At 72.1% G+C, this 24438-nt stretch carries 21 protein-coding genes and 1 riboswitch; of the genes, 10 read left to right on the top strand and 11 right to left on the bottom strand.

Translation table 11 applies throughout. The annotated features are described in order from the left end of the window. Positions 1 to 564 precede the first annotated feature (564 nt). On the bottom strand, positions 565 to 957 hold the full coding sequence (locus tag ACQRUO_RS14590; protein WP_428316309.1) for a ribonuclease domain-containing protein: 393 nt from the start codon (positions 955 to 957) through the stop codon (positions 565 to 567). A 259-nt stretch (positions 958 to 1216) separates the two neighbouring features. Further along, a riboswitch (cyclic di-AMP (ydaO/yuaA leader) is annotated at positions 1217 to 1418 on the top strand. A gap of 2 nt (positions 1419 to 1420) precedes the next feature. On the opposite strand from ACQRUO_RS14590, the gene ACQRUO_RS14585 reads away from it, so the two are divergent. Further along, positions 1421 to 2665 carry a glycoside hydrolase family 16 protein gene (locus ACQRUO_RS14585; RefSeq protein WP_428316308.1) on the top strand — a complete coding sequence of 415 codons (1245 nt, stop codon included), beginning with the start codon at positions 1421 to 1423 and terminating at the stop codon, positions 2663 to 2665. Positions 2666 to 2730: 65 nt separating this feature from the next. On the opposite strand, the gene ACQRUO_RS14580 is transcribed toward ACQRUO_RS14585, so the two are convergent. Further along, the gene (locus tag ACQRUO_RS14580; protein WP_428316307.1) at positions 2731 to 3534 is read right to left on the bottom strand and encodes an IclR family transcriptional regulator; all 804 of its coding nucleotides are present in this window, start codon (positions 3532 to 3534) and stop codon (positions 2731 to 2733) included. A 186-nt stretch (positions 3535 to 3720) separates the two neighbouring features. Here ACQRUO_RS14580 and aceB point away from each other — a divergent pair, with 186 nt between their 5' ends. Together aceB and ACQRUO_RS14570 are read left to right on the top strand one after the other, a co-directional pair. Beyond that, positions 3721 to 5397: a malate synthase A gene (gene aceB / locus ACQRUO_RS14575; RefSeq protein ID WP_428316306.1), complete on the top strand. Its 1677-nt coding sequence runs from the start codon at positions 3721 to 3723 to the stop codon at positions 5395 to 5397. 146 nt (positions 5398 to 5543) lie between these two features. Continuing rightward, positions 5544 to 5933, top strand: a complete 390-nt coding sequence (locus ACQRUO_RS14570; protein WP_428316305.1) for an allophanate hydrolase-related protein — start codon at positions 5544 to 5546, stop codon at positions 5931 to 5933. On the opposite strand, the gene ACQRUO_RS14565 is transcribed toward ACQRUO_RS14570, so the two are convergent. Next, entirely contained in the window at positions 5903 to 7384 is a 1482-nt protein-coding gene (locus ACQRUO_RS14565) for an MFS transporter (RefSeq protein WP_428316304.1), read from the bottom strand. The two genes, ACQRUO_RS14570 and ACQRUO_RS14565, sit on opposite strands and share 31 nt — an antisense overlap. Before the next feature lie 91 nt (positions 7385 to 7475). On the opposite strand from ACQRUO_RS14565, the gene ACQRUO_RS14560 reads away from it, so the two are divergent. After that, positions 7476 to 8051, top strand: coding sequence for a TetR/AcrR family transcriptional regulator (locus ACQRUO_RS14560; RefSeq protein WP_428316303.1), 576 nt, complete (start codon positions 7476 to 7478; stop codon positions 8049 to 8051). A 340-nt stretch (positions 8052 to 8391) separates the two neighbouring features. Continuing rightward, entirely contained in the window at positions 8392 to 10179 is a 1788-nt protein-coding gene (gcl, locus tag ACQRUO_RS14555) for a glyoxylate carboligase (protein WP_428316302.1), read from the top strand. A 123-nt stretch (positions 10180 to 10302) separates the two neighbouring features. Here the strand turns inward: gcl and ACQRUO_RS14550 are convergent, their stop codons facing one another. From ACQRUO_RS14550 to ACQRUO_RS14515, 8 genes are all read right to left on the bottom strand, one after another. Next, a complete protein-coding gene (locus tag ACQRUO_RS14550; RefSeq protein WP_428316301.1) occupies positions 10303 to 11943 on the bottom strand; it encodes an MFS transporter in 1641 nt (546 codons plus the stop codon). 234 nt (positions 11944 to 12177) lie between these two features. After that, complete coding sequence (locus tag ACQRUO_RS14545) at positions 12178 to 13560, bottom strand: 8-oxoguanine deaminase (RefSeq protein WP_428316300.1); 1383 nt, start codon at positions 13558 to 13560, stop codon at positions 12178 to 12180. Between the two features lie 8 nt (positions 13561 to 13568). Next, a complete protein-coding gene (locus tag ACQRUO_RS14540) occupies positions 13569 to 15008 on the bottom strand; it encodes a nucleobase:cation symporter-2 family protein (protein ID WP_428316299.1) in 1440 nt (479 codons plus the stop codon). 247 nt (positions 15009 to 15255) lie between these two features. Beyond that, positions 15256 to 16182 carry a factor-independent urate hydroxylase gene (pucL, locus tag ACQRUO_RS14535; RefSeq protein WP_428316298.1) on the bottom strand — a complete coding sequence of 309 codons (927 nt, stop codon included), beginning with the start codon at positions 16180 to 16182 and terminating at the stop codon, positions 15256 to 15258. Positions 16183 to 16199: 17 nt separating this feature from the next. Next, positions 16200 to 16535, bottom strand: coding sequence for a hydroxyisourate hydrolase (gene uraH, locus ACQRUO_RS14530; RefSeq protein ID WP_428316297.1), 336 nt, complete (start codon positions 16533 to 16535; stop codon positions 16200 to 16202). Between the two features lie 55 nt (positions 16536 to 16590). Then, a complete protein-coding gene (uraD, locus tag ACQRUO_RS14525) occupies positions 16591 to 17121 on the bottom strand; it encodes a 2-oxo-4-hydroxy-4-carboxy-5-ureidoimidazoline decarboxylase (RefSeq protein ID WP_428316296.1) in 531 nt (176 codons plus the stop codon). Positions 17122 to 17348: 227 nt separating this feature from the next. After that, positions 17349 to 17732, bottom strand: a complete 384-nt coding sequence (locus tag ACQRUO_RS14520) for a helix-turn-helix domain-containing protein (protein ID WP_428316295.1) — start codon at positions 17730 to 17732, stop codon at positions 17349 to 17351. Further along, complete coding sequence (locus tag ACQRUO_RS14515; RefSeq protein ID WP_428316336.1) at positions 17729 to 18025, bottom strand: thiamine-binding protein; 297 nt, start codon at positions 18023 to 18025, stop codon at positions 17729 to 17731. Before ACQRUO_RS14515 ends, ACQRUO_RS14520 begins: the two co-directional genes overlap by 4 nt. A gap of 219 nt (positions 18026 to 18244) precedes the next feature. On the opposite strand from ACQRUO_RS14515, the gene ACQRUO_RS14510 reads away from it, so the two are divergent. From ACQRUO_RS14510 to alc, 5 genes are all read left to right on the top strand, one after another. Beyond that, the gene (locus tag ACQRUO_RS14510) at positions 18245 to 19087 is read left to right on the top strand and encodes a hydroxypyruvate isomerase family protein (RefSeq protein WP_428316294.1); all 843 of its coding nucleotides are present in this window, start codon (positions 18245 to 18247) and stop codon (positions 19085 to 19087) included. Between the two features lie 52 nt (positions 19088 to 19139). Continuing rightward, positions 19140 to 20033, top strand: coding sequence for a 2-hydroxy-3-oxopropionate reductase (locus ACQRUO_RS14505; RefSeq protein WP_428316293.1), 894 nt, complete (start codon positions 19140 to 19142; stop codon positions 20031 to 20033). Between the two features lie 354 nt (positions 20034 to 20387). Further along, positions 20388 to 21533: a glycerate kinase gene (locus ACQRUO_RS14500; RefSeq protein ID WP_428316292.1), complete on the top strand. Its 1146-nt coding sequence runs from the start codon at positions 20388 to 20390 to the stop codon at positions 21531 to 21533. Between the two features lie 158 nt (positions 21534 to 21691). Continuing rightward, complete coding sequence (gene allB, locus ACQRUO_RS14495; RefSeq protein WP_428316291.1) at positions 21692 to 23053, top strand: allantoinase AllB; 1362 nt, start codon at positions 21692 to 21694, stop codon at positions 23051 to 23053. Between the two features lie 14 nt (positions 23054 to 23067). After that, entirely contained in the window at positions 23068 to 24336 is a 1269-nt protein-coding gene (gene alc, locus ACQRUO_RS14490; protein ID WP_428316290.1) for an allantoicase, read from the top strand. Positions 24337 to 24438 lie beyond the last annotated feature (102 nt).

Here is a 24438-nt window from a genome sequence, read left to right as displayed (position 1 = left end):
GAGGGAGGGGGAGCTGGAGGAGACGAACCCCAGCGACGGCGGCCGCTCGACCCACCCGGAGGAGACGAACCCCGGGGCCCGCAGGCGGTCCGCGTCAGATCCGGCAGCCGGGCACCGGCGCCGCGGAGCCCAGGGGGTACCGGCGATCAGGCGGCTCCACGGTGAACCAGGGATCGCGTCCACCGGTTTTGCACACCGTGGACGGCACGCCCCCCGGGGCGGGACGTGTCCAACCGACAGCGGGCACCGCCCGGCACAGCGGACCCCGCGCGGCCGCCCCGCGAACGGCGCCGATCAGCTGCCGACCGTGCCACCCGACGTTCCGGCCCACTGATCCCCGACCTCGCGGAGGACGGCCCACCAACCCCGAATCTGCCCTAGGCACCCACTGGCCCACGGTTCCGGAACCGCGGGCCAGTGCGCTGCCCGAAACAGTCCCGAAACAGCTGTCCCCGACAGCTGCCCGGAGGGCTGCCCCGGCGGCCGGCCGGTACCCAGGGCCCGGACGCGGCACTGCCCGGCAGCCGTCTTCGCGGGCGCCGGGCAGCGGTGTGGGGGCCGGACTCAGCAGGTGGTGTCGATCAGGTAGAACGACGCGTAGTGGTCCGAGGTGTAGTAGTCCGAGCCGTCCTGGCCGGTGATGATCCGGCGGGTGCCGCGGGTCGGGGCGCCCGGGGTGACGACCGTGTACTCCTGGTAGTAGCCGTACGGCTCGCTGGGGAGCACGCCCTCGCGGTTCTGGAAGGTCTCGCCGTCCTCGGAGTACGGGAACGGGCCGCCCTGGGCGATCAGGTTGAGGGTGTCGTCCGCCTGGCTGGGGAGGGCGGACTGGCAGATGTTGCCGCTGACGTCCGCGTGGGCGGAGCCGGCGAATACGGCGGTGGGGGCCAGGGTGAGCAGGCCGACGGTGACAACGGAGGCGGTACGCGACTTCAACGCGCGTAGAAACGTCTGCATGAGCAGCAGTGTGGGGGACCTGACAGATGGCTGGGAAGGCGCTGGGAGCAGGTCAGGGAGAGTCTTCATGTCCACGTAACTGGGGCGGGGTTCAGGAGATGGACGTGCGTTGCTTCCCTTCCGTTTCGGGGCGGATGTGAAGAGATGTGACTGGAGCGACATTGATGATGATCACACCATCTGCCTAACCTTCAGGCTGCTCGCCTCCCCAGCGGCGGGCCCAGCCGTCGGGGCGCCGAGTCCTGCCTGCCCGGGGGCCGGACACAGAGCACCGCACCAGGCAGGAGCGGGGGACCCAGGCAGTACTGCCGAGCTCCCGCTCGCCCGTGCCCGTTGACGGTCACGGTGGGTGGGGGTGCGGCTCGGGGTGAAGTCGGGAACGCGCCGTCGGCGCCGTCCGACCGGGCCACCTTGCGGTCCGAACCCGACAGCTCACCTCGCAGGCGTCGCAAGAGGAACCTCCGTGATCCCTTCCGCCACCCCTGCCCGCCTCGGCGTCCTCGCCGGCGCCCTCGGCCTGCTCGCCGTTCCGATGGTCGGCCAGGCCCAGGCCTGGAGCTGGCCCTTCGGCACGCCCACCGTGACCCAGGACCGGCTCACCCCGACCACCGCCACCGCCGGTGCCTCCACCACCGCCTCGCTGGCGCTGCACGCCAGTTCCTGCTTCACCGTGAAGACGGTGGGCGTGGGCGTGCGCGACGCCGCCGGGAACAACCTGGACTTCCCCGGCAACCTCAGCAACCCCCAGCTCTGCCCGGGCGGCGTGACCCTGAACACCGGGGCGCGCAGCTTCGCGAGCGGCACGTACACCGTGTTCGGCTTCTACCAGGACCAGGCGGGCGCCTGGCACGACCTGCCGAGCCAGACCCTCACCGTCGGCAACGCCCCGGCGCCCGCTCCCGCCCCCGCGCCGACCCCTGCCCCCGCACCGGCGCCCACCCCCACCCCCACTCCGGCGCCGACCCCCACCCCCACGCCGGCCCCCGCCCCGGCCCCCGCGGGCTCCCCCGTCCCCGGCCAGTCGCTCATCTGGTCCGACGAGTTCAACGGCCCGCTGGACAGCGGCAAGTGGAACGACACCTCCAGCAGCTCGTACCAGTACGGCACCCACAACCCGAACGACAACAAGCTCGACTGGATCGACCCCGCCGACGTCTCGGTGGCGAACGGCGTGGCCACCTTCACCGCCCAGCCGTCCTCGAACACCCTGGAGAACGGCAAGCAGGCCTGGACCACCGGGCTGCTCACCACCGAGGGCAGCGGCCAGGGCTTCCAGGTGAAGACCGGCGACTACGCCGAGGCCCGGGTGCAGCTGCCGTCCGCGCCCGGCGCCTGGCCGGCGCTGTGGACCTGGCAGAGCAACGGTTCGCCGGCCGGCAACAACGAGATCGACTCCTTCGAGTACCACCCGGACAACCCGAACCTGCTGGAGCTGACCAACCACGTCAACTTCGCGCAGAAGTACTGGACCGACGCGGGCAACGTCCAGGCGGGCCAGTGGGTGACCATCGGCACCTACTACGGCGCCAACTCCGTCGACTACTACGTCAACGGCGTGAAGGTGTTCTCCGACAACACCGGCGTGGGCGCGAACTTCTCCGCCTACCTGATCCTCAACCTGTCGATCAGCGCCGGCCAGTACCACCCGGCGCCGAGCGGCTCGGCCCCGATCAGCTTCGCCGCGGACTACGTGCGCGTCTACCACTGACGCCGCGGAAGCACAGTGGCCCGGATCCACCAGGATCCGGGCCACTGCCGTCTTCTGACGGCTGCTCAGGGAGCCAGAACCGCACCCAGCCGCTCCGCGATCTGGCGCATCACCAGCACCAGGCCCGAGGCGCCGCTGCGCTCCTCCAGGGCCCGGATCCGCGCCTCGGGGCCGGAGACCGAGAGCGCGGTGGGCGTCGGTGCGCCCGGCACCGCGACCGCGATGCAGCGCACCCCGATCTCCTGCTCCTGGTCGTCCACCACGTACCCGTTCTCCCGGGCCACGGCCAGCTGGGCGAACAGCTCGTCGACGTCGGTGACGGTGAACTCGGTGTGCGCGGGCAGCGGTTGGGTGCCCAGCACGGCGCGGGCCTCGTCGCTCGGCAGCTGGGCGAGCAGCGCCTTGCCGACCCCGGTGCAGTGCGGCTGGACCCGGCGGCCGACCTCGGTGAACATCCGCATCGAGCGGCGCGACTGCACCTGGCCGACGTAGACCACCTCGCCGCCCTCCAGCACCGCGAGGTTGGCGGTCTCGCCGGTGGCCTCCATCAGCTCCGCCAGGTAGGGCCGGGCCCAGCTGCCCAGCAGGCGCCCGGCGGTCTCACCGAGCCGGATCAGCCGCGGGCCCAGGGTGTAGCGGCGCGCGGTGTCCTGGCGGACATACCCCTGCTGTGCGAGGGTACGAACCAGTCGGTGGATGGTCGGCATCGGCAGGCCGGAGGTGGTGGACAGCTCACTGAGGGTGGCCACGCCGCCCGCGTCGGCGAGTGCTTCGAGGAGTTGGAAGGCGCGCTCGACCGACTGCACGCTGCCTGCGGAGGCTCGCTCGGTTCCGGTCGAAGCTGCGGCGGGGGTGCTGGCCACCGGCATTCCCTTTGCTGTCGGGGGAGGAGTAGAGTCCCAGCGATCTACCTCAACAAACCGTTGAAATTCTGTATCGCGGAAACTAGGGTCCACCTTACAGAATCGAACTCGCCAGTAGGTGGGTCAGATCAACCGAGGGAAGCCTCCACCGGGGCTCCCTACACCAGCGCTACGCCAAGGAGTGTCCTGCCCATGGCTACCGACCAGGGACCGTCCGCCAGCCTTCCGTCGGGGGATGCCCCGGCCACCGCTCCCGCTCCGGTCGTCACTGTCGCCGGCCCGCGTGTCCCCCGGGCGGAGGAGGTGCTCACGCCCGAGGCGGTCGCCTTCGTGGTCGGCCTCCACCGGGCCTTCGAAGGCCGGCGCCAGGAACTCCTCGCCCGCCGTCACAGCCGCCGGACCGAGATCGCCCAGGCCGGCACCCTCGACTTCCTCCCCGAGACCGCCGCCATCCGGGCCGGCGACTGGACGGTGGCCCCGGCGCCGCGGGCCCTGCAGGACCGCCGCGTCGAGATCACCGGGCCGACCGACCGCAAGATGGTGATCAACGCCCTCAACTCCGGTGCCAAGATCTGGCTGGCCGACTTCGAGGACGCCACCTCGCCGACCTGGCACGCGGTGGTCTCCGGCCAGGTCAACCTGATCGACGCCTACGAGGGCCGGATCGACTTCACCACCCCCGAGGGCAAGGAGTACAAGCTCAAGCCCGCCGCGGAGCTCGCCACCGTGGTGGTGCGCCCGCGTGGCTGGCACCTGGACGAGAACCACCTGATGGTGGACGGCGTACCGGTGGCCGGCGCATTCTTCGACTTCGGCCTGTACTTCTTCCACAACGCCGCGCGGCTGCTGGCCAAGGGCGAGGCGGACCCGAACTCCGGACCCTACTTCTACCTGCCGAAGACCGAGAGCCACCTGGAGGCGCGGCTCTGGAACGACGTCTTCACGCACGCCCAGCGCACGCTCGGCATCGAGCACGGCACCATCCGGGCCACCGTGCTGATCGAGACCGTCATGGCCGCCTTCGAGATGGACGAGATCCTCTACGAGCTGCGCGACCACGCGGCCGGCCTGAACGCGGGGCGATGGGACTACCTGTTCTCGATCGTCAAGAACTTCCGTGACGCCGGCGAGAAGTACATCCTGCCGGACCGCAACAGCGTGGGCATGACCTCGCCGTTCATGGCCGCGTACGCCCGCCTGCTGGTGCAGACCTGCCACAAGCGCGGCGCCCACGCGATCGGCGGCATGGCCGCCTTCATCCCCAGCCGCAAGGACGCCGAGGTCAACGCCGCCGCGCTGGCCAAGGTCAAGGCGGACAAGGAGCGCGAGGCCGGCCTGGGCTTCGACGGCTCCTGGGTCGCCCACCCCGACCTGGTCCCGGTCGCCCGCGCCTGCTTCGACGCGGTGCTCGGCGAGGCGCCCAACCAGAAGGACAACCCGGGCCCGGCCGAGCCGGTCGCCGCCGCCGAGCTGCTGGACATCGCCGGGGCCGGCGGTTCCTGCACCGAGGCGGGCCTGCAGAACGCGGTCGCCGTCGGCCTGCGCTACTGCGAGGCCTGGCTGCGCGGGCTGGGCGCGGTCGGCATCTTCAACATGATGGAGGACGCCGCCACCGCCGAGATCTCCCGCTCGCAGATCTGGCAGTGGATCCACAACGGCGTGGTGCTCGCCGACACCGGTGAGAAGGCCACCGCCGAGCTGACCCGCAAGCTGATCGCCGAGGAGATGGTGGCGATCGAGGCCGAGGTCGGTGACGCGGCGTTCGCGGCCGGCCGGTGGGCCGAGGCACGCGACCTCTTCGAGCAGGTCGCGCTCGCCGAGGACTTCGTCGACTTCCTGACGCTGCCAGGCTACGCGCGGCTCGGCTGAGCGCTTACTGCCGTTTCGTACGGTCCGCCGGGACGAACACTCCCTGGTGGACCGTGCGCTGTCCGCCCGGGCGGCCCCATGCTGCCCGGGCGTTCCTCCGCCCGGGCCGCTCCCGGCTGCCCGGGCCGCTCTGAAAGGTGCCACCCATGGTCCGGATGTTCCTCAACGGTCAGGCGATGCGGGGCGGCGAGTTCCACCCGCTGCTCGGTGACTCGCCCTTCCTCGGTGAGGTGTCCACCGCACCCGGCCACCGCTTCTTCTCGATCCGCGACGTCTGCCCCGGCCTGCTGCCCGACCCGTCGGTCGACACCGCGATAGCCGGCGAACTCTACGAGGTGAGCCTGGAGCTGCTGCGCGACGTGGTGCTGCCGGGCGAGCCGCCGGAGCTGGAGTTCGGCGTGATCAAGCTGGCCGACGGCAGCCCGGCGTTCTCGATGGTGCTGCGCCAGGGCGAGTTGGCGCGCGACGTGCACAAGGAGATCACCGAGCTCGGCGGTTGGCGCGCCTACCTGGCCACGCTGGGCCGCACCTTCTGATCGGCCGGGCGCGCCGCCGCCTGGTCGGTGGGTGCGGCCGCGCCCCGCTCCCGGATCAGCAGCACCGCGACCAGCAGCCCGAGCCCGGTGATCGCCGCGCCGCCGCTGAAGGCCAGGTCCAGCCCGTGCACCTGACGGTGGGTCGGGCTGCCGCCGCCGTGCCGCAGCCCGGAGCCGTAGAGCGCGACCAGGACCGCGTTGCCCACCGTGCCGCCGGTCCACTGCAGGGTCTGCAGCAGCCCGGCCGCCGCACCCGAGCGGGCCGGGCTGACCCCGCTGAGCACCTGCACGCTCAGCGGCAGGAAGGAGAGCCCGGCGCCGAACCCGAGCAGCAGCAGCGGTCCGAGCAGCGTGCCGAGGTAGCCGCCGTGCTCCGGCAGCACGCCCAGCCACACCCCGCCGAGCAGCAGGAGCAGGGCGCCGGCGATCAGCGGCGGCCGGGTCCCGGTGCGGCCCAGCCGGCCGGGCAGCAGCCGGACGGTGGCGAACATCGCCAGCGTCATCGGCAGGAAGGCCACCCCGGTGCGCAGCGCGCTGTAGTGCAGCACCTGCTGGAAGACCAGGGTGAGGAAGAAGAAGGCCGGGAACATGCCGGCCGGCATGAGCAGCAGGTTGAGGTAGGCGCCGACCCGGCCGCGGTCGCGCAGCAGCTCGATCGGCAGCAGCGGGTCGGCGGCCCGCAGTTCGACCAGGACGAAGGCGGCCAGCAGCGCCGCCGCGGCCGCGAAGGCGGCCAGCGCCCAGCGGTCGCCGAAGCCCTGCTGGGCGGCCTGCACGAAGCCGTAGACCAGCGCGGTGCTGCCCAGCGTCCCGGTGACCGCGCCCGGGACGTCGAACGAGCCCTGGTGGCGCGGCGGTTCGGTGAGCAGCCGGGGTGCGGCGGCGGCCACCGCGAAGCCGATCGGCACGTTGATCAGCAGGGACCAGCGCCAGGAGAGCCAGCTGGTCAGCAGCCCGCCGAGAACCAGCCCGATCGAGGCGCCGGCGCTGGCGGCGGCGGAGTAGAGGCCGATCGCCCGGTTGCGGGCCCGGCCTTCGGGGAAGTTGGTGGCGATCAGCGCCAGCACGTTCGGGGTGCTCAGGGCGGCGCCCACGCCCTGCAGGGCCCGGGCGGCCAGCAGGCAGCCGCTGGTCGGGGCCAGGCCGCCGAGCAGCGAGGCCAGGGTGAAGAGCAGCACGCCGGTGCCGAAGGTGCGCCGGCGCCCGAGCCGGTCGCCGATCCGGCTGCCGAGCAGGAGTAAGCCGCCGAACGCCAGTGAGTAGGCGTTCGGGACCCAGGAGAGCCCGGTGGGCGAGAGGTGCAACCGGCGTTGCAGGCTGGGCAGCGCGACGTTCACCACGGTGGCGTCCACGGCCACCATCAGGTAGGCGCCGACCAGGACGGCCAGCAGCGGCCCTGAGCCGCGCTCGGTGCCGGGTGGGGTGTTGGATGCCGTTGACAGGACTGTCATCTGGGGCTCCCTGGCGAGATAATCGGAGAGTTCCTCCGCCTGACTGTCCATAAGATACGGAGAGCCTCTCCGCTTTACAAGAGGAGTTCCCATGCCCGCAGGTCGTCCGATGCGCGCCGACGCCCGCCGGAACTACGAGCGGCTGCTGGAGGCGGCCGCGGCGGCCTTCGCCGAGCGCGGCGCCAGCGCCTCGATGGACGAGATCGCCAAGCGGGCCGGGGTCGGCGCGGGCACCCTCTACCGGCACTTCCCGGTCCGCGAGGAGCTGGTGGCCGCGGTCTACCGGGCCGGGCTGGAGGAGGCCTGCGCGCAGGCGGAGCAGCTGCTCGCGGAGCGCGCCCCCGGCACGGCGCTCTACGCCTGGCTGCCGCTGCTGGCCGAGCACTGGGGGGCCTGCACCGAGCTCAAGACGCTGCTCTCGGCCGCCTACGCGCGCGACGGGGAGCTGATGTCGGAGCTGCGCGAGCGGATCGTCGGCACGGCCGGCGCGGTGCTGGCTGACGCCAAGGCGGCCGGCACCGCGCGGGCCGACCTGGAGACCATCGAGGTGCTCCGGCTGGTGCACGCGGCGGTGCTGGCCTCGGGGGACTGGGGTGGCGAGAGCGTCCTGGTGCCGCTGGCCCGGATGGTCGAGCTGGTCGCCGACGGGCTGCGCCCGCGGGGCTGAGCCGGCGGGGCTGAGCCGGCGGGGTTGACGCAGACCCCCGGGGGTGCGGCCGGCGGCCGGCTCGCGGCCTCGGGCAGCGGTGGAGGCGCCGGGTGGGCAGGTCCCGCCCGGCGCCCTTTCGCACCTATGGGTGCGTATACGAATGGTGGGTTCGCTCCGAAGAGTCGGCAGGTCGCGGGCCCACTCCTGGTGGGATCGCCAATGGCCGGACCTTCAACGAGTTGTTGAAGATGGGCGGGCGAAACCCTTGACGCTCTGTCGGGCTGCGCCCTACCTTTATTTCGCATCCTAAAAGCAATATTCCGTATCGTGGAATACGAGCCGACGCAGGAGTAACCCGATGCCTCGAATGACAGCCGCCCACGCGGCAGTTGAGATCCTCAAGCGCGAAGGCGTCGAGGTCGCGTTCGGCGTGCCGGGCGCCGCGATCAACCCCTTCTACAAGGCGCTCAAGGAGGGCGGCGGCATCCGGCACACGCTGGCCCGCCACGTCGAGGGCGCCTCGCACATGGCCGAGGGCTACACCCGCACCAAGGCCGGCAACATCGGTGTCTGCATCGGCACCTCGGGTCCGGCCGGCACCGACATGATCACCGGCCTCTACTCGGCGATCGCCGACTCGATCCCGATCCTGTGCATCACCGGCCAGGCCCCGGTCGCCAAGCTGCACACCGAGGACTTCCAGGCCGTCGACATCGCCTCGATCGCCAAGCCCGTCACCAAGGCCGCCACCACCGTGCTGGAGGCCGCCCAGGTCCCCGGCGTCTTCCAGCAGGCCTTCCACCTGATGCGCTCCGGCCGTCCCGGCCCGGTCCTGATCGACCTGCCGATCGACGTCCAGCTGACCGAGATCGAGTTCGACCCGGAGACCTACGAGCCGCTGCCGGTCTACAAGCCGGCCGCCACCCGGGCCCAGGCCGAGAAGGCGATCAACTTCCTGCTGGAGGCGGAGCGCCCGCTGATCGTCGCCGGTGGCGGCATCATCAACGCCGACGCCGCCGAGCTGCTGGTCGAGTTCGCCGAGCTGACCGGCACCCCGGTCATCCCGACCCTGATGGGCTGGGGCGTGCTGCCGGACGACCACGAGCTGAACGCCGGCATGGTCGGCGTCCAGACCTCGCACCGCTACGGCAACGAGAACCTCCTGGCCTCGGACACCGTCATCGGGATCGGCAACCGCTGGGCCAACCGCCACACCGGCTACAAGCTGGACGTCTACCGCGGCGACCGCAAGTTCGTCCACGTGGACATCGAGCCCACCCAGATCGGCAAGATCTTCGCCCCGGACTACGGCATCGCCTCGGACGCCAAGGCCGCGCTGCAGCTCTTCGTCGAGATCGCCAAGGAGCTCAAGGCCGCCGGCAAGCTGCCCGACCGCAGCGCCTGGATCGCCGAGACCCAGGAGCGCAAGGCCACCCTGCAGCGCCGCACCCACTTCGACAACATCCCGATGAAGCCGCAGCGGGTCTACGAGGAGATGAACAAGGCGTTCGGGCCGGAGACCCGCTACGTCACCACCATCGGCCTCTCGCAGATCGCCGGCGCGCAGATGCTGCACGTCTACAAGCCGCGGCACTGGATCAACTGCGGCCAGGCCGGCCCGCTGGGCTGGACCATCCCGGCCGCCATCGGCGTCGCGACCGCCGACCGCGAGACCCCGGTCGTCGCGCTCTCCGGCGACTACGACTTCCAGTTCATGCTGGAGGAGCTGGCCGTCGGCGCCCAGCACAAGGTGCCCTACGTCCACGTCCTGGTGAACAACGCCTACCTGGGCCTGATCCGCCAGGCGCAGGTCGGCCTGGACATCAACTTCCAGGTCAACCTGGAGTTCGAGAACATCAACTCCCCGGAGCTGGGCGTCTACGGCGTGGACCACGTCAAGGTCGTCGAGGGCCTGGGTTGCAAGGCGATCCGGGTCACCGACCCGAACGAGCTGGGCGCCGCCTTCGAGCAGGCCAAGAAGCTCGCCGCCGAGTTCCAGGTGCCGGTCGTGGTCGAGGCGATCCTGGAGCGGGTCACCAACATCTCGATGAGCCCGACCCAGGACATCAGCGCGGTCAAGGAGTGGGAGGAGCTGGCCACCGAGCCCGGCCACGCCCCGACCGCCATCAAGACCCTCAAGGTCTGACGGTTCGCGGAGTCACTCCGCTGACGGCGAAGGGCCCGTCGACTCCGCGCGGAGTCGACGGGCCCTTCCGTTCGCCCGGCCGGGCCGCTCCGCCCGCCGGGCCCCAGCACTTCCCCGGGCCCGTCACTTCCCCTTGGCGATCCCGGCCTTGCAGGGCGCGCCGCGGGACAGCGAGTAGGTGCCGGTGATCCGGTAGGTGCCCGGCTCGGCGGCGTACAGCGTGGTCCAGTCGCCGGCCTGGGCCAGGCAGCCGTCGTCGCCGTCGTGGTCGCCGGCGATGCCCAGCCAGGGCGACCACGGCAGCAGCAGGTGCACCGGCCCGGCGGCGGGCACCTGCACGGTCAGCGCGGCCGGACCGGCCTGCTGCACCACGGCCGGCGGCGCGGCCAGCGGGGTGGCGTCGGCGACCCTGAACAACTGCCAGCTGCCGTGCTGCCAGACCGGCTGCAGCCAGGGCTGTCCGGCCGAGACCAGCGCCGCCTCCTCCACCGCCGCGTCGTCCGGCCGGTCGCTGGAGAGCGCCACGAAGCCCACCCCCCAGCGCTGCAGCCAGGCGTGGTAGTCGGCCGGCGCCAGCTTGGCGGTGTAGAAGAGCGGGTTGCGGGTGACGTCGGCCTGCCGGTTCCAGCCGCGGGCCAGGTCCACGTACGGCGCCACCCCGCTGGCCTCCCAGTGCGAGGCGAGCGGGACCACCTCGACCCGGGTGCGGTCGGCCCCGACCGCGTGCAGCTCGCTGATCAGCGCCTTGCCGTCGGCCGCCGCCTTGGCCACCGGGACGGTCACCAGCAGGTCGCCCAGGGTGCGGCCGGCCAGCCAGCAGGCCACCGAGACGAACCCGACCGCCACCAGCAGCGCCCGCCGCCGCGGCAGCCGGACCTCGCACAGCACCGCGAGCAGCGCGGTGCCGGAGAAGAGCAGGCTGAGCCGCTCCACGTTGCTGCCCACCGGCGAGGGGATCAGCCAGACCAGCACCACCCCGAGCGAGTAGACCAGCGCGCCCCGGCGCACCGCCGCCCAGCCGTCCGGCACCAGCCAGGCCACCGCGAGCGCGGCCGCCACCACCGGCGCGGCCGCCCACCAGTCGAAGGGCTGCACGCCGTAGAACGGGAAGAGCAGCGAGGTACCGGCCACCACCACGACCGGGGCGGCGGCCAGCGGGTAGCAGTCCCGGCGGCGCCCGGTGAACAGCAGCGCGGCGGCGGCCACCTCCAGGAAGAGCCCGACCACCGGGCTGCCCATGGTGGCGAGCGCGGACAGCGCGAACAGGGCGGTGCCGCGCAGCCGCGGGCCGCTGCGGGTGAACGCGACCACCGCGGTCGCCAGGCCGAAGGCCACCCCGATGGCGAAGGTCACCCGACCGGAGGCGACGTCGCACCAGAGGGCGAAGGCGGTCCAGAGCGCGGGGGCCAGCGGGCGGCGCAGACCGGCCCGGGTGAGCAGGGTGGCGGCCAGCGCCGCGGAGGCGGTGCCGGCCAGCACCCCCGTGGTCCGCACCCCGAGCAGGCCCATCAGGTAGGGCGACAGCACGCTGTACGAGGCGGTGTGGATGCCGCCGTACCAGGACAGGTTGTAGGCCGCGTCCGGGTGTTGACGGGTGAACTCGGTCCAGGCGTACTGGGCCGCCAGGTCGCCGGAGTCGTTGGCCAGGGCCACGGCCCAGATCACGTGCAGCACGGCGGCCAGCAGGGTGGCGGCGACCACCGGGTGGCGCAGTGCGGCGACGGGCAGACGGGCAGCGGGAATCGCCGGGCCCACGGTGGTCATAGGGTCTCTTTCGGCCGGTCGAGGAGCGGTGTCCGGTCAGTGGAACTGAACAGCAGTAACCTACGGTGCCTCGCCGCCCGTCGTGTCACAGCCCCGGCACCGGTGTGACGGCACGCCACAGCCCCGGACCCTCGCCGTGGGTCCGGGGCTGCGGTCCACCCGGCCGGGAACGGCCGGGTGGAGTCCGGGTCACGCACCGTCCCTGGGCGGCCCGGAGATCATTGGGGGAACCGGTCAGCCGCGCGCGGCGAGTTCCTTGGCGGCGCGGGCGCAGGCCAGCGCGATCTGGTCCTCGTTGACGGTGGTCAGCTGGCCCTTCTCGACCACGGCGTTGCCGTTGACGAAGAGCGCGGCCAGCGGCGGCAGCGCACCGAGGGTCAGCGCCGCCACCGGGTCGGCGATCGAGGAGTGCATGATGCCGTCGATCTTCCACAGCGCCAGGTCGGCGAGCTTGCCCACCTCGATCGAGCCGATCTCGTGCTGCCGGCCGAGCACCCGGGCGCCGCCCATGGTGCCCAGGCGCAGCGCGCTGCGCGCGGTCAGCGCGTCCGGGCGGCCGTGCAGACGGTTGATCAGCAGCGCGTTGCGCAGCTCGGTGCCCAGCTCGCCGGACTCGTTGGAGGCGGTGCCGTCCACGCCCAGGCCGACCGGGACGCCGGCCTTCAGCATGTCCGGGACCCGGGCGATGCCGGCCGCCAGGCGGGCGTTGGAGGAGGGGCAGTGCGCCACGCCGGTGCCGGTCTCGGCGAACTTGGCGATGTCGGAGTCGTTCATGTGGACGCAGTGCGCCATCCAGACGTCCTCGCCCAGCCAGCCGGTGGACTCGAAGTAGTCGGTCGGGCCCATGCCGAACAGCTCCTTGCAGAACTGCTCCTCCTCGGCCGTCTCCGAGCCGTGGGTGTGCAGCCGCACGCCCTTGCGGCGGGCCAGCAGCGCGGCCTCGCGCATCAGCTCGGTGGAGACCGAGAACGGCGAGCAGGGGGCGATGGCGACGTGCAGCATGGAGCCGAAGGAGGAGTCGTGCCACTTGTCCACGGCCGCCTCGGAGGCGATCAGGATGTCCTCGGTGGTCTCCACCGCGTGGTCCGGCGGCAGGCCGCCGTCCTTCTTGCTGCGGTCCATCGAGCCGCGCAGCGCGGTGAAGCGCAGGCCGAGCGACTGGACGGCCTCGATCGAGGCGCCCAGGATGTCGCCGCCGTCCTTGGGGAAGACGTAGTGGTGGTCGCTCGCGGTGGTGCAGCCGGACTTCAGCAGCGCGGCGGCCGAGCCGAGGCTGGCGGCGTGCACCAGCTGGTCGTCGATCCGGGCCCAGGTCGGGTAGAGCGCGACCAGCCAGTCGAAGAGGATGTTGTCCTGGGCCAGCCCCCGGGTGATCCACTGGTAGAAGTGGTGGTGGGTGTTGACCAGGCCCGGGGTGACCAGGTGGCCTTCGCCGTTGATCCGGCGCACCACGTTGTCCAGCCAGGCCGGCGCCGGGCCGTTGCCGACCGACTCGATCAGGTTGCCCTTGATCACGACGTGGCCGCGGGCGTACTCGGTGTCGTTGGCGTCGACGGTGGCGACCGCGACGTTCTCGATCACGATCCGCTGGTCGGCGGGCGGGGGCTGGACTGCCATGGTGACTCCTAGGGAGTGGGGGAGGGCTGAGTTGCTCTGGAGCGGGCGCCCAGGTGGTGGAAGAGCAGGTTGAGCAGGACGGCCGAGACGCAGCCGGCCGAGATGCCCGACTGCAGCAGCGTCCGGACGGCCTCCGGGAAGGCGTCGTAGAAGGTCGGCGCGGCGATCGGGACGATGCCGACGCCGAGCGAGACCGCGACCAGGATGGCGTTGGGGCCGGACTCCAGGCCGGCCTCGCCGAGGGTCCGGATGCCGCTGGCGGCGACCGTGCCGAAGAGCACGATCCCGGCGCCGCCGAGCACCGGCTGGGGCACCAGCGAGACCACCGAGCCGAGGACCGGGAAGAGGCCCAGCAGGATCAGGATCCCACCGGCGGCCGCCACCACGAATCGGCTGCGGATCCTGGTCAGCGCCACCAGCCCGATGTTCTGGGCGAAAGCGCTGCAGGCGAAACCGTTGAAGACCGGACTGAGCGCGGTGGCCAGGCCGTCGGCGCGCAGGCCGGCCGCCAGGGTCGGCTCGTCGGCCGGGCGGTCGACGATCTGCCCGAGCGCCAGCATGTCGGCGGTGGACTCCGTCATCGAGACCACCATCACGATGCACATCGAGACGATCGCCGCGGCGTCGAAGACCGGGTGGCCGAAGTGGAACGGGTCGGGCAGTGCGAACAGCTTCGCGTCCTGCACCGCGCCGAAGTCGGCCAGGTGCAGCGGGAAGGCCAGCGCGGTGCCGATCGCGAGGCCGAACAGCAGCGAGAGCTGCTGCCAGAAGCCGCGCAGCACCCGGTTGAGGAGCACCACGACGGCCAGGGTGAGGGCGGCCAGACCGATCGCGTGCATCGAGCCGTAGCCCGGTGCGCCCGGGGTCTCGCCGCCGCGGGACCAGTTCACCGCCACCGGCAGCAGCGACACCCCGATCAGGGTGATCACCGTGCCCTGCACGACGGGCGGGAAGAACCGGACCAGCCGGCTGAAGTACGGCGCCGCCAGGAAGCACAGGGCTCCCGCGACGATCACCGCGCCGAAGACCACCGGGAGGGCGTCCTTGGGCGCGTGCTCCTTGGCGATGGCGAGCATGGGGGCCACACCCGCGAAGGAGACGCCGTTGACGAAGGGCAGTCTGGCGCCGATCCGCCAGACGCCCAGGGTCTGCAACAGGGTGGCCAGGCCCGCGGTGAACAGGCTGGCCGAGATCAGCAGGGCGAGCTCGGCGGGCCGGAGCCCGACGCCGGCGCCGACGATGAGCGGGGGCGCGACCACGCCCGCGTACATCGCGGCGACGTGCTGCAGTCCGGTCCCGACTAGCTCGACCGGCCTCAGCAGCTCGTCCACGGGGTGGACCGCACGGTCTGACGACGTGTCGGGGAGGCTTGCTGACCGATCGTCAGACCGTGCCGGTCCTGCTTGGGTGGAACCGCCGTCGGTACTGCTGGTGGAGCGGAGTGCCATGTCGAGCTCCTCTGGTGCTCGTGGCTCTCGGCGCGCCCGTGGTGCCGGAGCTGTCCCGAGGGCGGGACGGCGGTGCAAGAATCCCTCGGGCTGGATCTCCAGCTCCCCGGGCCGGCCGCCGTGAGGCGAGCGCGATCTCCGGTGGGTGGGGGTGGAGAAGCAGGTGAAGCGGGTGCTGCCGGGCGCTCCGCACCGGCCGGCCGCCTTGGGCCGGGGGAGGTCGCGGTACGGAGCGGCGGTCATCGGATCAGGCGACCGGGATGACCGGGGTGACGCCCTCGCGGTGCACGGTGCCCTCGATCAGGCCGTACATCCGGTCCGCGGCGTAGTACACCTCGTTGTCGTTCTTGAGGCCGAACGGCTCCAGGTCGACCAGGAAGTGGTGCTTGTTCGGCAGCTCCAGGCGGACCTCGTCCACCTCGGCGCGGTTGTTCAGCACCCGGGTGCCCATCGCGTGCAGCGTCTGCTGCAGCGAGTAGGAGTAGGTCTCCGCGAAGGCCTCCAGCATGTGGCGGCGCACGTGCTGGTAGGAGCGGTTCCAGTTGGGCTGGGCCTGGCCGTCGCGGCCGTCGAAGGAGTACTTCCAGCGGGCCGTCACCTGGGTGGCCAGGATCCGGTCGTAGGCCTCCTGCAGGGTGGTGTACTTGTCCTTGATGTAGCCCCAGAACTCGGAGTTGGTCGTGTTCATCACGATCAGGTCCTTGAGGCCGGAGATCACCTGGACGGTGTCGGTGTCGCCGTTGTAGACCACCTCGCAGGTGCGCACCTCGCCGCCGTCACGGACGAAGGAGTGGCCGACCTCCTCCGAGCCGATGAACCGCGAGGTGTTGTCCGGCGTCTTGATCCGGCTCCAGGAGTACTCCTCCAGCCGGATCCGGGCGCTGTGCACCACGCCACGCTCGGTGTCCTTCACGAAGTGGCGGGCGAGCGTGATGCCGAACGCCTCCGCCGACTCGATGCCGTACTCCTTGGCGAAGGCGTAGACGGTGTTCTTGGTGGTGTCGGTGGGCAGGCAGTTGGCGTTCGAACCGGTGAGGTGAACGTCCTCGAACTCGCCCTGGAGGGAGACCGAGACGTTCAGGTCCTTGATCTCGTGACGGGTGCTGTCACGGTAGACCCGGACGATGCGGTTCTCCGCCTTGCCGTACTGGTTCTGACCGAGCACGTGGGCCATCGTCGGCTCCTTGCTGTCTAGCTTCCGCGGTAGACGGAATATCCGAAGGGGTTCAGCAGCAGCGGCACGTGGTAGTGGTGCTGCGCGGGCGCGACCGTGAAGACGATCGAGACCTCGGGGAAGAACGGCGTCTCGCTCGACTTCTGCGCGTAGTAGGCAGCGGTGTCGAAGCGGAGCCGGACGACCGAGCCCGCCTCCACGGCCGGCAGGTCCTTGGCCCGGCCGTCGGAGTCCGTGGCGGAGGTGCCGAGCACCGTCCAGCCACCCTCGGTGGTGAGTGCGAGCTCGACCGGGACGCCCTCGGCAGGGCGGCCCAGACTGGTGTCGAGCACGTGGGTGGAGATGCCAGTCATGGCGGAAGTGACCTTACTGGTGGCAGGAGTGACGGATCGTCGGGCGGACGCGCCGTCAGGATGCCGGCTCGTCCAGGAGGCGGTTGAGCCGGATGTCGTTGATCTTGCGCAGCTCGCCCCGGACGATCTCGGCCTCGGTGGCCGCGTCGTTCGGGAAGCGCTCGCGCAGCGCGGCGAGCATGGTGGCCGCGGTGCGCCCGGTGGCGCAGATCAGGAACACGTGGCCGAACTTCGCCTCGTAGGCGGCATTGGCCTCGTGCAGCTCGTCGAGGAGTGTCTGGTCCACTCCCTGGATGCCGGCCTGCTCGCGCTCGGAGGTGGCGTCGCCCGACTTGGGCTTGCCGATCCGGGCGTGGCCGGCCATCGCGTCCTGCAGGTCGGCGACCGTGAGATCGGCCATCGCGGCCGCGTTGGCGGCCAGCAGGGCCTCTCGGTCGGACCAGGGCCGGCTGCCGGCGACGGCGGCGGCCCAGGTGGGGCTGGAGCAGACCTCCAACAGGGTCGGTTCCAGCTCGGCGGCCGGGGCCGCCGCCAGCGCCGTCAGGGCGCCGGCTGCGTCAACTGACGCGTGGGGGTGGTTGGTCACGGGTGGACCTCCTGAAGAGTGGTGCCACCCGCACAAGCTAGATCCACCACCCCCGGCCGTCAACAGTTTGTTGAACCCTTGGTGGTTACGTTTCGAACCGTCGGCGGTCTTCGCCCGCATTCGTGTGTGATCCGCCAAGTGTGCCCGGCTCGGCGCTCGGCGAGACTTGCCTGGTCAGCCGGTCTGCCGGGGTCTTTCCCCGGCGGTATCGGGGGCGGTTGCCGGGGTCAGTTCGACTTGGTTCCGTCGACCTGCCGGTTCAGGTAGTTGTACACCGTGAAGCGGCTGACGCCCAGCGCGGACGCGACCGTCTCCACACCGTGCCGCACGGTGAAGGCGCCGCGTTCCTCCAACAGGGCGACCACCCGCTGCTTCTCCAGCCGGTCCAGCTCGGTGAGCGGGCGGCCGTCGAACTGGCGGGTCATCTCGGCCAGCAGTCGGTCGAGGGCACTGCTCAGGTGGGGCAGGCGGACGGCCACGGCCGGCTCGCCCTCCCAGTCCAGCACCACGTCGTCGGGCTTGGCCTCGTCGAGCTGCAGGGCGGTGGCGCCGACGGCGTCCAGCAGGGGCTTTATCGCTCGGGTGAGCGGGTGTTCCAGGGCGTCGGTCACTGCGTACCCACTCCTTCGGGGGACTCGGGGCCGGCTTCGGCGTCAGGGTCGGCTTCGGGGTCGGCTTCGGGGACGACGCTCACCTGGAAGGAGATCCGGTTGGCACCGGCGTCCAGGGAGTCGTGCAGCAGTCGGGAGACCGCGGCGAGCACCTGCTCGGCCTCGCCCTCGGCACTGGTGCCGAACGGGCCGACCGAGACGGCCAGGCCCGCCTCGTCCACCACCCGCCGGGCGGCGGCCGCGTGGTCCGGGAAGTTGACCAGTTCGAACGGTTCTGTCGTGAACTCCACCATCAATCGCACCAGCTCACTCTAGCGAGCGAAGCTCCAGGTGGGAGGGGGCGGAACGGAAGCCGTCCAGGTGGTTTCAACAAACTGTTGCAGGGGCCTTGACACTGCCTGAGGGGCACGTGGCAAGCTTCCATCAAGCAAAATCCCTCTTCCGCATCATGGAAAAAGGGGTTCGGTCGGACCGGGTCCTCCGGGGCGGCCGAACAGACGGAGAAGTGAAAGGTGAGGGACGTGACAGCCGCTTCCGAGCACAGCTACGTGATCAACCTGTCGATCCTGTTCAGCGAACTGCCGCTCCTGGAGCGCCCCGCCGCCGCGGCCGCCGCCGGCTTCAGCAAGGCCGAGCTGTGGTGGCCCTTCGGCACCGAGACCACTCCGTCCGAGACCGAGCTGGACGCGCTGCGCAAGGCCTTCACCGACGCGGGCGTGCAGCTCGTCGGCCTGAACTTCCTCGACGACCTGTCGGTGGGCGCCAAGGGCACCGCCTCGGTCCCGGCCGAGAGCGAGCGGTTCCGCGAGAACATCCCCGCCGCCGTGGCCCTCGCCGAGTCGCTCGGCACCGGCGCGCTCAACGCCATCTACGGCAACCGGGTGGACGGCGTGTCCGCCGAGGAGCAGGACGCCCTCGCGCTGGAGAACCTGTCCCGGGCCGCCCAGGCCGCCCACTCGATCGGCGCGATCCTGCTGATCGAGGCGCTGAACAAGGTGGACGCCCCGGACTACCCGCTGCACACCGCGAAGGCCGCCGTCGAGGTGGTCGACCGGATCAACGCGGCCACCGGCCTCGGCAACGCCAAGTTCCTCTGCGACTTCTACCACCTGGCCGTCAACGGCGAGGACCTGGTCGCGGTCATCGACGACTACGCCGACCGGATCGGCCACGTGCAGATCGCCGACAACCCGGGCCGCAACGAGCCCGGCACCGGCACGCTCGACTTCGAGGACCTGCTGGCCCGCCTGACGGCCGCCGGCTACCAGGGCCGGATCGGCCTGGAGTACCGCCCCTCGACCGGCGTCAGCGCCGAGAGCTTCGAGTGGCTGCCGCGCGAGCTGCGCGCCAACTGAGCCCGGCTCCGCAACCTCCCCAACCTCCCCTCGTACCAAAGGAATCGACGCGATGAGCGCCTCCCGTAAGATCGCCTTCATCGGCCTCGGCATCATGGGCAAGCCCATGGCCATCAACCTGGTGAAGGCCGGCCACGACGTCACCGGCTTCAACCTGGAGCAGGCCGCCATCGACGCCCTGGTGGCCGCCGGCGGCCACGGCGCCGGCAGCATCGCGGACGCGGTGAAGGACGCCGAGGTCGTCATCACCATGGTCCCGGCCGACCCGCACGTCGAGCAGGTCATCCTCGGCGAGGGCGGCGTGCTGGAGAACGTGGCCGCCGGCACCCTGGTGATCGACATGTCCTCGATCACCCCGCAGACCTCGATCAAGGTCGAGGCCGCGGCCAAGGCGAAGGGTGTCCGCACCCTGGACGCCCCGGTCTCCGGTGGCGAGGCCGGCGCGATCGAGGCCGTGCTCTCGATCATGGTCGGCGGTGCGGCCGAGGACTTCGCCGAGGCCAAGCCGCTCTTCGACGCGCTCGGCACCACGGTGATCCACGTCGGCCCGGCCGGCGCCGGCCAGACCGTCAAGGCTGCCAACCAGCTGATCGTCGCGATCAACATCGAGGCCGTGGCCGAGGCCGTGGTCTTCCTGGAGAACGCCGGCGTGAACCTGGAGGCCGCGCTCGACGTCCTCGCGGGCGGCCTGGCCGGCTCCACGGTGCTGAACCGCAAGAAGGGCAACATGCTCAACCGCGAGTTCGCCCCGGGCTTCCGGATCGACCTGCACCACAAGGACATGGGCATCGTCACCGCCGCCGCCCGCGCGGTGGACGCCCCGCTGCCGCTGGGTGCCACCGTGGCCCAGCTGGTCGCCTCGGCCCGGGCCAACGGCGACGGCTCGCTCGACCACTCGGCGCTGCTGCGCGGCGTGGAGCGGCTCGCGGGCCGCGAGGTCAAGTAAGGCCTCGCCCCGCCCTGAAGACTCCTCCTGGTGGCGTGTACCTGTCCGGTCGTGCCCGCGCCACCAGGAGGGCACTTTCGATCAGCGGGTGGGCGTGGGGCTCATCCACCCCGGCTCCCGGCCGGGGCAAATCCCCACCCGCTGATCGTGCCAACCGGCGGTGCCGCGTACTTCGGTCGTACGTTGCACCGCCCGGCCCCCTCCCTCGCCGAGGGGAGCCTCCCGTACGTCGGAAGCGGGACGGGAGGAACGGCGGGGAGGGGGCCGTCCCCCGGCTACCGGTCGCGAACGTTCGCACGGTCCGGGCGCGCAGAATCGAAAGACCACCAGCTCTTCGGAAGTGAGGCCCGCACCATGCCCGCCACCCCCACTCAGGGCCATGTGGTCGTAGCTCCCGACAAGTTCAAGGGCACCCTGGAGGGTGCCGAGGTCGCCGCGCGGCTGGCCGCGGGCATCCGCCGGGTGGTCCCCGGCGTCGAGGTCCGCGAGCTGCCGGTCGCCGACGGCGGCGAGGGCACCCTGGCTGCCGCACTGGCCGCCGGGTTCACCCGGATCCCGGCCAAGGTGGCCGGTCCCACCGGGCTGCCGGTGGACGCCGCGATCGCCGTCAAGGGCGAGGTCGCCGTGGTCGAGCTCGCCCAGGCCTCCGGCCTGGCCCGGCTCCCCGGCGGCCGCACCGCTCCGCTCGCGGCCGGCTCCTACGGGGTCGGCCAGCTGATCGGCCGGGCGGTGGCGCTCGGCGCCAAGCGGATCGTGCTGGGCCTGGGCGGCAGTGCCTGCACCGACGGCGGTGCGGGCATGGTGCAGGCGCTCGGCGTGGGCCTCTACGACGCCCAGGGCGGCGAACTGCCGCCCGGCGGTGCGGCCCTGCGCCGGCTGCACCGCCTCGACCCGGGCTCGCTGGCCGACACGCTGAGCGGGGTGGAGGTCGTGGTCGCCTGCGACGTCGACAATCCGCTGCTCGGCGCTCGCGGTGCCACCGCCGTCTACGGCCCGCAGAAGGGGGCCGAGGGCGAGGACCTGGTCGTCCTGGAGGAGGGCCTGACCCGCTGGGCCGACTTGGTGCGCACGAGCACCGGAGAAGACTTCCGTGACGCCCCCGGCGCCGGGGCTGCAGGCGGGGTCGGCTTCGCCGCCCTGGCCCTGCTCGGCGCCACCATGCGGCCCGGCATCGAGCTGCTGCTCGAGCTGCTGGGCTTCGACGAGGCCGTGCGTGGGGCACGCCTGGTCGTGACCGGTGAGGGATGCCTGGACGCGCAGACACTGCACGGCAAGGCCCCCGCCGGTGTCGCCGCGGCGGCCACCGGGGCGGGGGTTCCGGTGGCCGCTGTGGCGGGTCGTCTCGAACTGGCCGAGGACGAGTGGCGCGGGGCCGGCTTCGCGGCCGCCTACGCGCTGGTGGACCTGGCCGAGCAGCCCGGCGACAGCATCACCAAGGCGGCCGAGCTGGCCGAGCTGGCCGGCGAGACGCTGGCCCGGGAGCTGCTCGCGGGGCGCTGAGCACCTGCTCGACGGGCGCTGGGCCGGACCGCTCGGGGGGCCGTCCGCCCTCTTCCGCTCCCGAAGAGTTCATCGTATTTTCCTACATTGACGTTTTGTTGAAGGCGGGCCTAGGCTCCGAGCCATCCCCACCGCAGCAGTTGAGTCCGGAGGTCTTGATGCAGCAGTCGACCGCGGTGATCCGCTCCCGTCGTGTGGTCCTCCCCGACGGCGAACGCCCGGCCGACGTGCTGATCCGGGACGGCCGGATCGAGCAGATCGCCGCCCACGGCTCGCTGCTCGCCGGTGACGCCCAGCTCGCCGAGCTCATCGACCTCGGCAACACCGCCCTGCTGCCCGGCCTGGTCGACACCCACGTGCACGTCAACGAGCCCGGCCGGACCGAATGGGAGGGCTTCGCCACCGCCACCCGGGCGGCCGCGGCCGGCGGCGTCACCACGATCATCGACATGCCGCTCAACTCCATCCCGCCCACCACCACGGTGGCCGGCCTGGAGATCAAGCGGAAGATCGCCGAGGGCCAGGCCTGGGTCGACCTCGGCTTCTGGGGCGGCGCCGTCCCCGGCAACACCGGCGACCTCGAAGGCCTGCACCGGGCCGGCGTGTTCGGCTTCAAGAGCTTCCTCGCCCCGTCCGGCGTCGACGAGTTCCCGCACGTCGAGCAGGCCGACCTGGAGGCCGCGCTCACCGAGCAGGCCCGGATCGGCGCGCTCGCCATCATCCACGCCGAGGACCCGGCGGTGCTGGACGCCGCCCCGCACACCCCCGGCGTGCACTACCGCGACTTCCTGGCCTCCCGGCCCGACGACGCCGAGGCCGCCGCGGTGGCCCGGCTGCTCGACACCGCGCGCCGCACCGGCGCCCGGGTGCACATCCTGCACGTCTCCTCCGCCGCGGTGCTGCCGCTGCTCGCCCAGGCCCGCGCCGACGGCGTCCAGGTGACCGCGGAGACCTGCCCGCACTACCTCACGCTGGCCGCGGAGGAGGTGCCGGACGGCGACACCGCCTTCAAGTGCTGCCCGCCGATCCGCGACGAGTCCAACCGCGACCTGCTCTGGGCCGCGCTGGCCGCCGGCGAGTTCATCGGGATCGTCTCCGACCACTCGCCCTCCACCCCCGACGTCAAGCTGCTCAAGGAGTACGGCGGCAACGGCGACTTCCTCGCGGCGTGGGGCGGCATCGCCTCGCTCCAGCTGGGCCTGCCGGCGATCTGGACCGAGGCCCGCCGGCGCGGCCACGCGCTCTCGGACGTGGTCCGCTGGATGTCCGAGGGCCCGGCCTCGCTGGTCGGCCTGACCGGCACCAAGGGCGCGATCGCGGTCGGCTGCGACGCCGACCTGGTCGCCTTCGACCCCGACGCCGAGTTCGCCGTCGACCCGCACGGGCTGCACCACCGCAACCCGGTCACCCCGTACGCCGGCAAGACGCTGACCGGCTCCGTCACCACCACCTGGCTGCGCGGGCGCGTGGTCGACGTGCACGCCGCGCCCTTCGGCCGGCAGATCCTTTCCAACCGCTGAGGAGCGACCCCGACATGAGTGACAGTCAGAGCAAGGTTGCCGCTCCCTTCACCGAGCTGGTCAACCTGGCCTCCCGGCTGCTCGGCGCCGGCGTGGTGGCGACCAACGAGGACACCTTCGCCGACGCGGAGAACCTGCTGGTCGCCAAGCCCGCCGAGTTCCGCCCGCACACCTTCGGCCACAAGGGCCAGATCATGGACGGCTGGGAGAGCAAGCGCCGGCGCGGCATCAGCGCCCAGCAGCCGCACCCGACCGACGAGGACCACGACTGGGCCGTGGTCCGGCTCGGGGTGGCCGGCCGGATCCACGGCGTGATCGTGGACACCGCGCACTTCACCGGCAACTACCCGGAGAGCGGCTCGGTGCAGGCCGCCTCGATACCCGGCATCCCCTCGGTCGAGGAGCTGGCCGCGGCCGAGTGGGTCGACGTGGTGCCGCGCACCGCGCTGCGCGGCGACACCGCGCACCAGTTCGAGGTCGACGACCCGACCCGCTACACCCACGTGCGGCTGAACATCTGGCCGGACGGCGGCGTGGCCCGGCTGCGGGTGCACGGCGAGGTGCTGCCGGACCCGCGCGACCTGGACGGGCTCACCTTCGACCTGGCCGCCCAGGAGTTCGGCGGCGTCGCCGAGGCGGCCTCCGACCGCTACTTCTCCTCCCCGCACAACCTGAACGCTCCCGGTCGCGCCTCCGTCATGGGCGAGGGCTGGGAGACCCGGCGTCGGCGCGACAAGGCCAACGACTGGGTACAGATCGCCCTGGCCGGGGGCGGCGAGGTCCTGGCCGTCGAGGTGGACACCACCCACTTCGTCGCCAACGCCCCCGGCTGGGCCGACCTGGTGGGGTACGACGCCTCGGCCGGCGGTGACCCGGCTACCGACGCCGACGGGTGGTTCGAGATCCTGCCGCGCACCCGGCTGCAGCCGGACACCCGGCACCGGCTGCGGCTGACCGCCGGCCGGACCGCCACCCACGTGCGGATCAACGTCTACCCGGACGGCGGCCTGGCCCGCCTGCGGCTGACCGGCAAGCTCACCGAGGCCGGCCGCGCCGCCCTCGCGCTGCGCTGGTTCGACGCGCTGCCCGCCGCCGAGGCCGCCGCGGCGCTGACCGAGGCCGGCCTGCTGCCCGCCGAGGCCGAGGCGCTGACCGCGGCCCGCCCGCTGGCCGGCCCCGCCGAGGTGACCGCCGCGGTGGCCGCGCTCCAGCCCACCGACGGGCCGGACGGCACCGAGACCTCGCGGCGGGCCGCCGCGATCTGGCGCCTGCTGGGCGTCTGACCTTCCCTTTCTGCCGTCGCGGGGCGGACGGTTTACAACCTTCCCTTCCCTTCTCTCTTCCCCCCCACCCCCCCCCCCCCCCCCCCCCCCCCCCCCCCCCCC

This window comes from Kitasatospora sp. LaBMicrA B282 (assembly GCF_050325825.1).
GTDB lineage: Bacteria > Actinomycetota > Actinomycetes > Streptomycetales > Streptomycetaceae > Kitasatospora.
The sequence above is the reverse complement of the archived record's forward strand: the minus strand, read 5'-3'. Positions and strand labels throughout refer to the sequence as shown.

What these genes read in the sequence shown, in the direction of transcription:
- ACQRUO_RS14545 (WP_428316300.1), bottom strand. Translation starts at nt 13,560, where the DNA reads ATGGCAGTCCAGCCCCCGCCCGCCGACCAGCGGATCGTGATCGAGAAC.
- ACQRUO_RS14505 (WP_428316293.1), top strand. Translation starts at nt 19,140, where the DNA reads ATGAGCGCCTCCCGTAAGATCGCCTTCATCGGCCTCGGCATCATGGGC.
- uraH (WP_428316297.1), bottom strand. Translation starts at nt 16,535, where the DNA reads ATGACTGGCATCTCCACCCACGTGCTCGACACCAGTCTGGGCCGCCCT.
- ACQRUO_RS14515 (WP_428316336.1), bottom strand. Translation starts at nt 18,025, where the DNA reads ATGGTGGAGTTCACGACAGAACCGTTCGAACTGGTCAACTTCCCGGAC.
- pucL (WP_428316298.1), bottom strand. Translation starts at nt 16,182, where the DNA reads ATGGCCCACGTGCTCGGTCAGAACCAGTACGGCAAGGCGGAGAACCGC.
- ACQRUO_RS14500 (WP_428316292.1), top strand. Translation starts at nt 20,388, where the DNA reads ATGCCCGCCACCCCCACTCAGGGCCATGTGGTCGTAGCTCCCGACAAG.
- alc (WP_428316290.1), top strand. Translation starts at nt 23,068, where the DNA reads ATGAGTGACAGTCAGAGCAAGGTTGCCGCTCCCTTCACCGAGCTGGTC.
- gcl (WP_428316302.1), top strand. Translation starts at nt 8,392, where the DNA reads ATGCCTCGAATGACAGCCGCCCACGCGGCAGTTGAGATCCTCAAGCGC.
- ACQRUO_RS14550 (WP_428316301.1), bottom strand. Translation starts at nt 11,943, where the DNA reads ATGACCACCGTGGGCCCGGCGATTCCCGCTGCCCGTCTGCCCGTCGCC.
- aceB (WP_428316306.1), top strand. Translation starts at nt 3,721, where the DNA reads ATGGCTACCGACCAGGGACCGTCCGCCAGCCTTCCGTCGGGGGATGCC.
- ACQRUO_RS14565 (WP_428316304.1), bottom strand. Translation starts at nt 7,384, where the DNA reads ATGACAGTCCTGTCAACGGCATCCAACACCCCACCCGGCACCGAGCGC.
- ACQRUO_RS14540 (WP_428316299.1), bottom strand. Translation starts at nt 15,008, where the DNA reads ATGGCACTCCGCTCCACCAGCAGTACCGACGGCGGTTCCACCCAAGCA.
- ACQRUO_RS14580 (WP_428316307.1), bottom strand. Translation starts at nt 3,534, where the DNA reads ATGCCGGTGGCCAGCACCCCCGCCGCAGCTTCGACCGGAACCGAGCGA.
- ACQRUO_RS14590 (WP_428316309.1), bottom strand. Translation starts at nt 957, where the DNA reads ATGCAGACGTTTCTACGCGCGTTGAAGTCGCGTACCGCCTCCGTTGTC.
- allB (WP_428316291.1), top strand. Translation starts at nt 21,692, where the DNA reads ATGCAGCAGTCGACCGCGGTGATCCGCTCCCGTCGTGTGGTCCTCCCC.
- ACQRUO_RS14560 (WP_428316303.1), top strand. Translation starts at nt 7,476, where the DNA reads ATGCCCGCAGGTCGTCCGATGCGCGCCGACGCCCGCCGGAACTACGAG.
- ACQRUO_RS14570 (WP_428316305.1), top strand. Translation starts at nt 5,544, where the DNA reads ATGGTCCGGATGTTCCTCAACGGTCAGGCGATGCGGGGCGGCGAGTTC.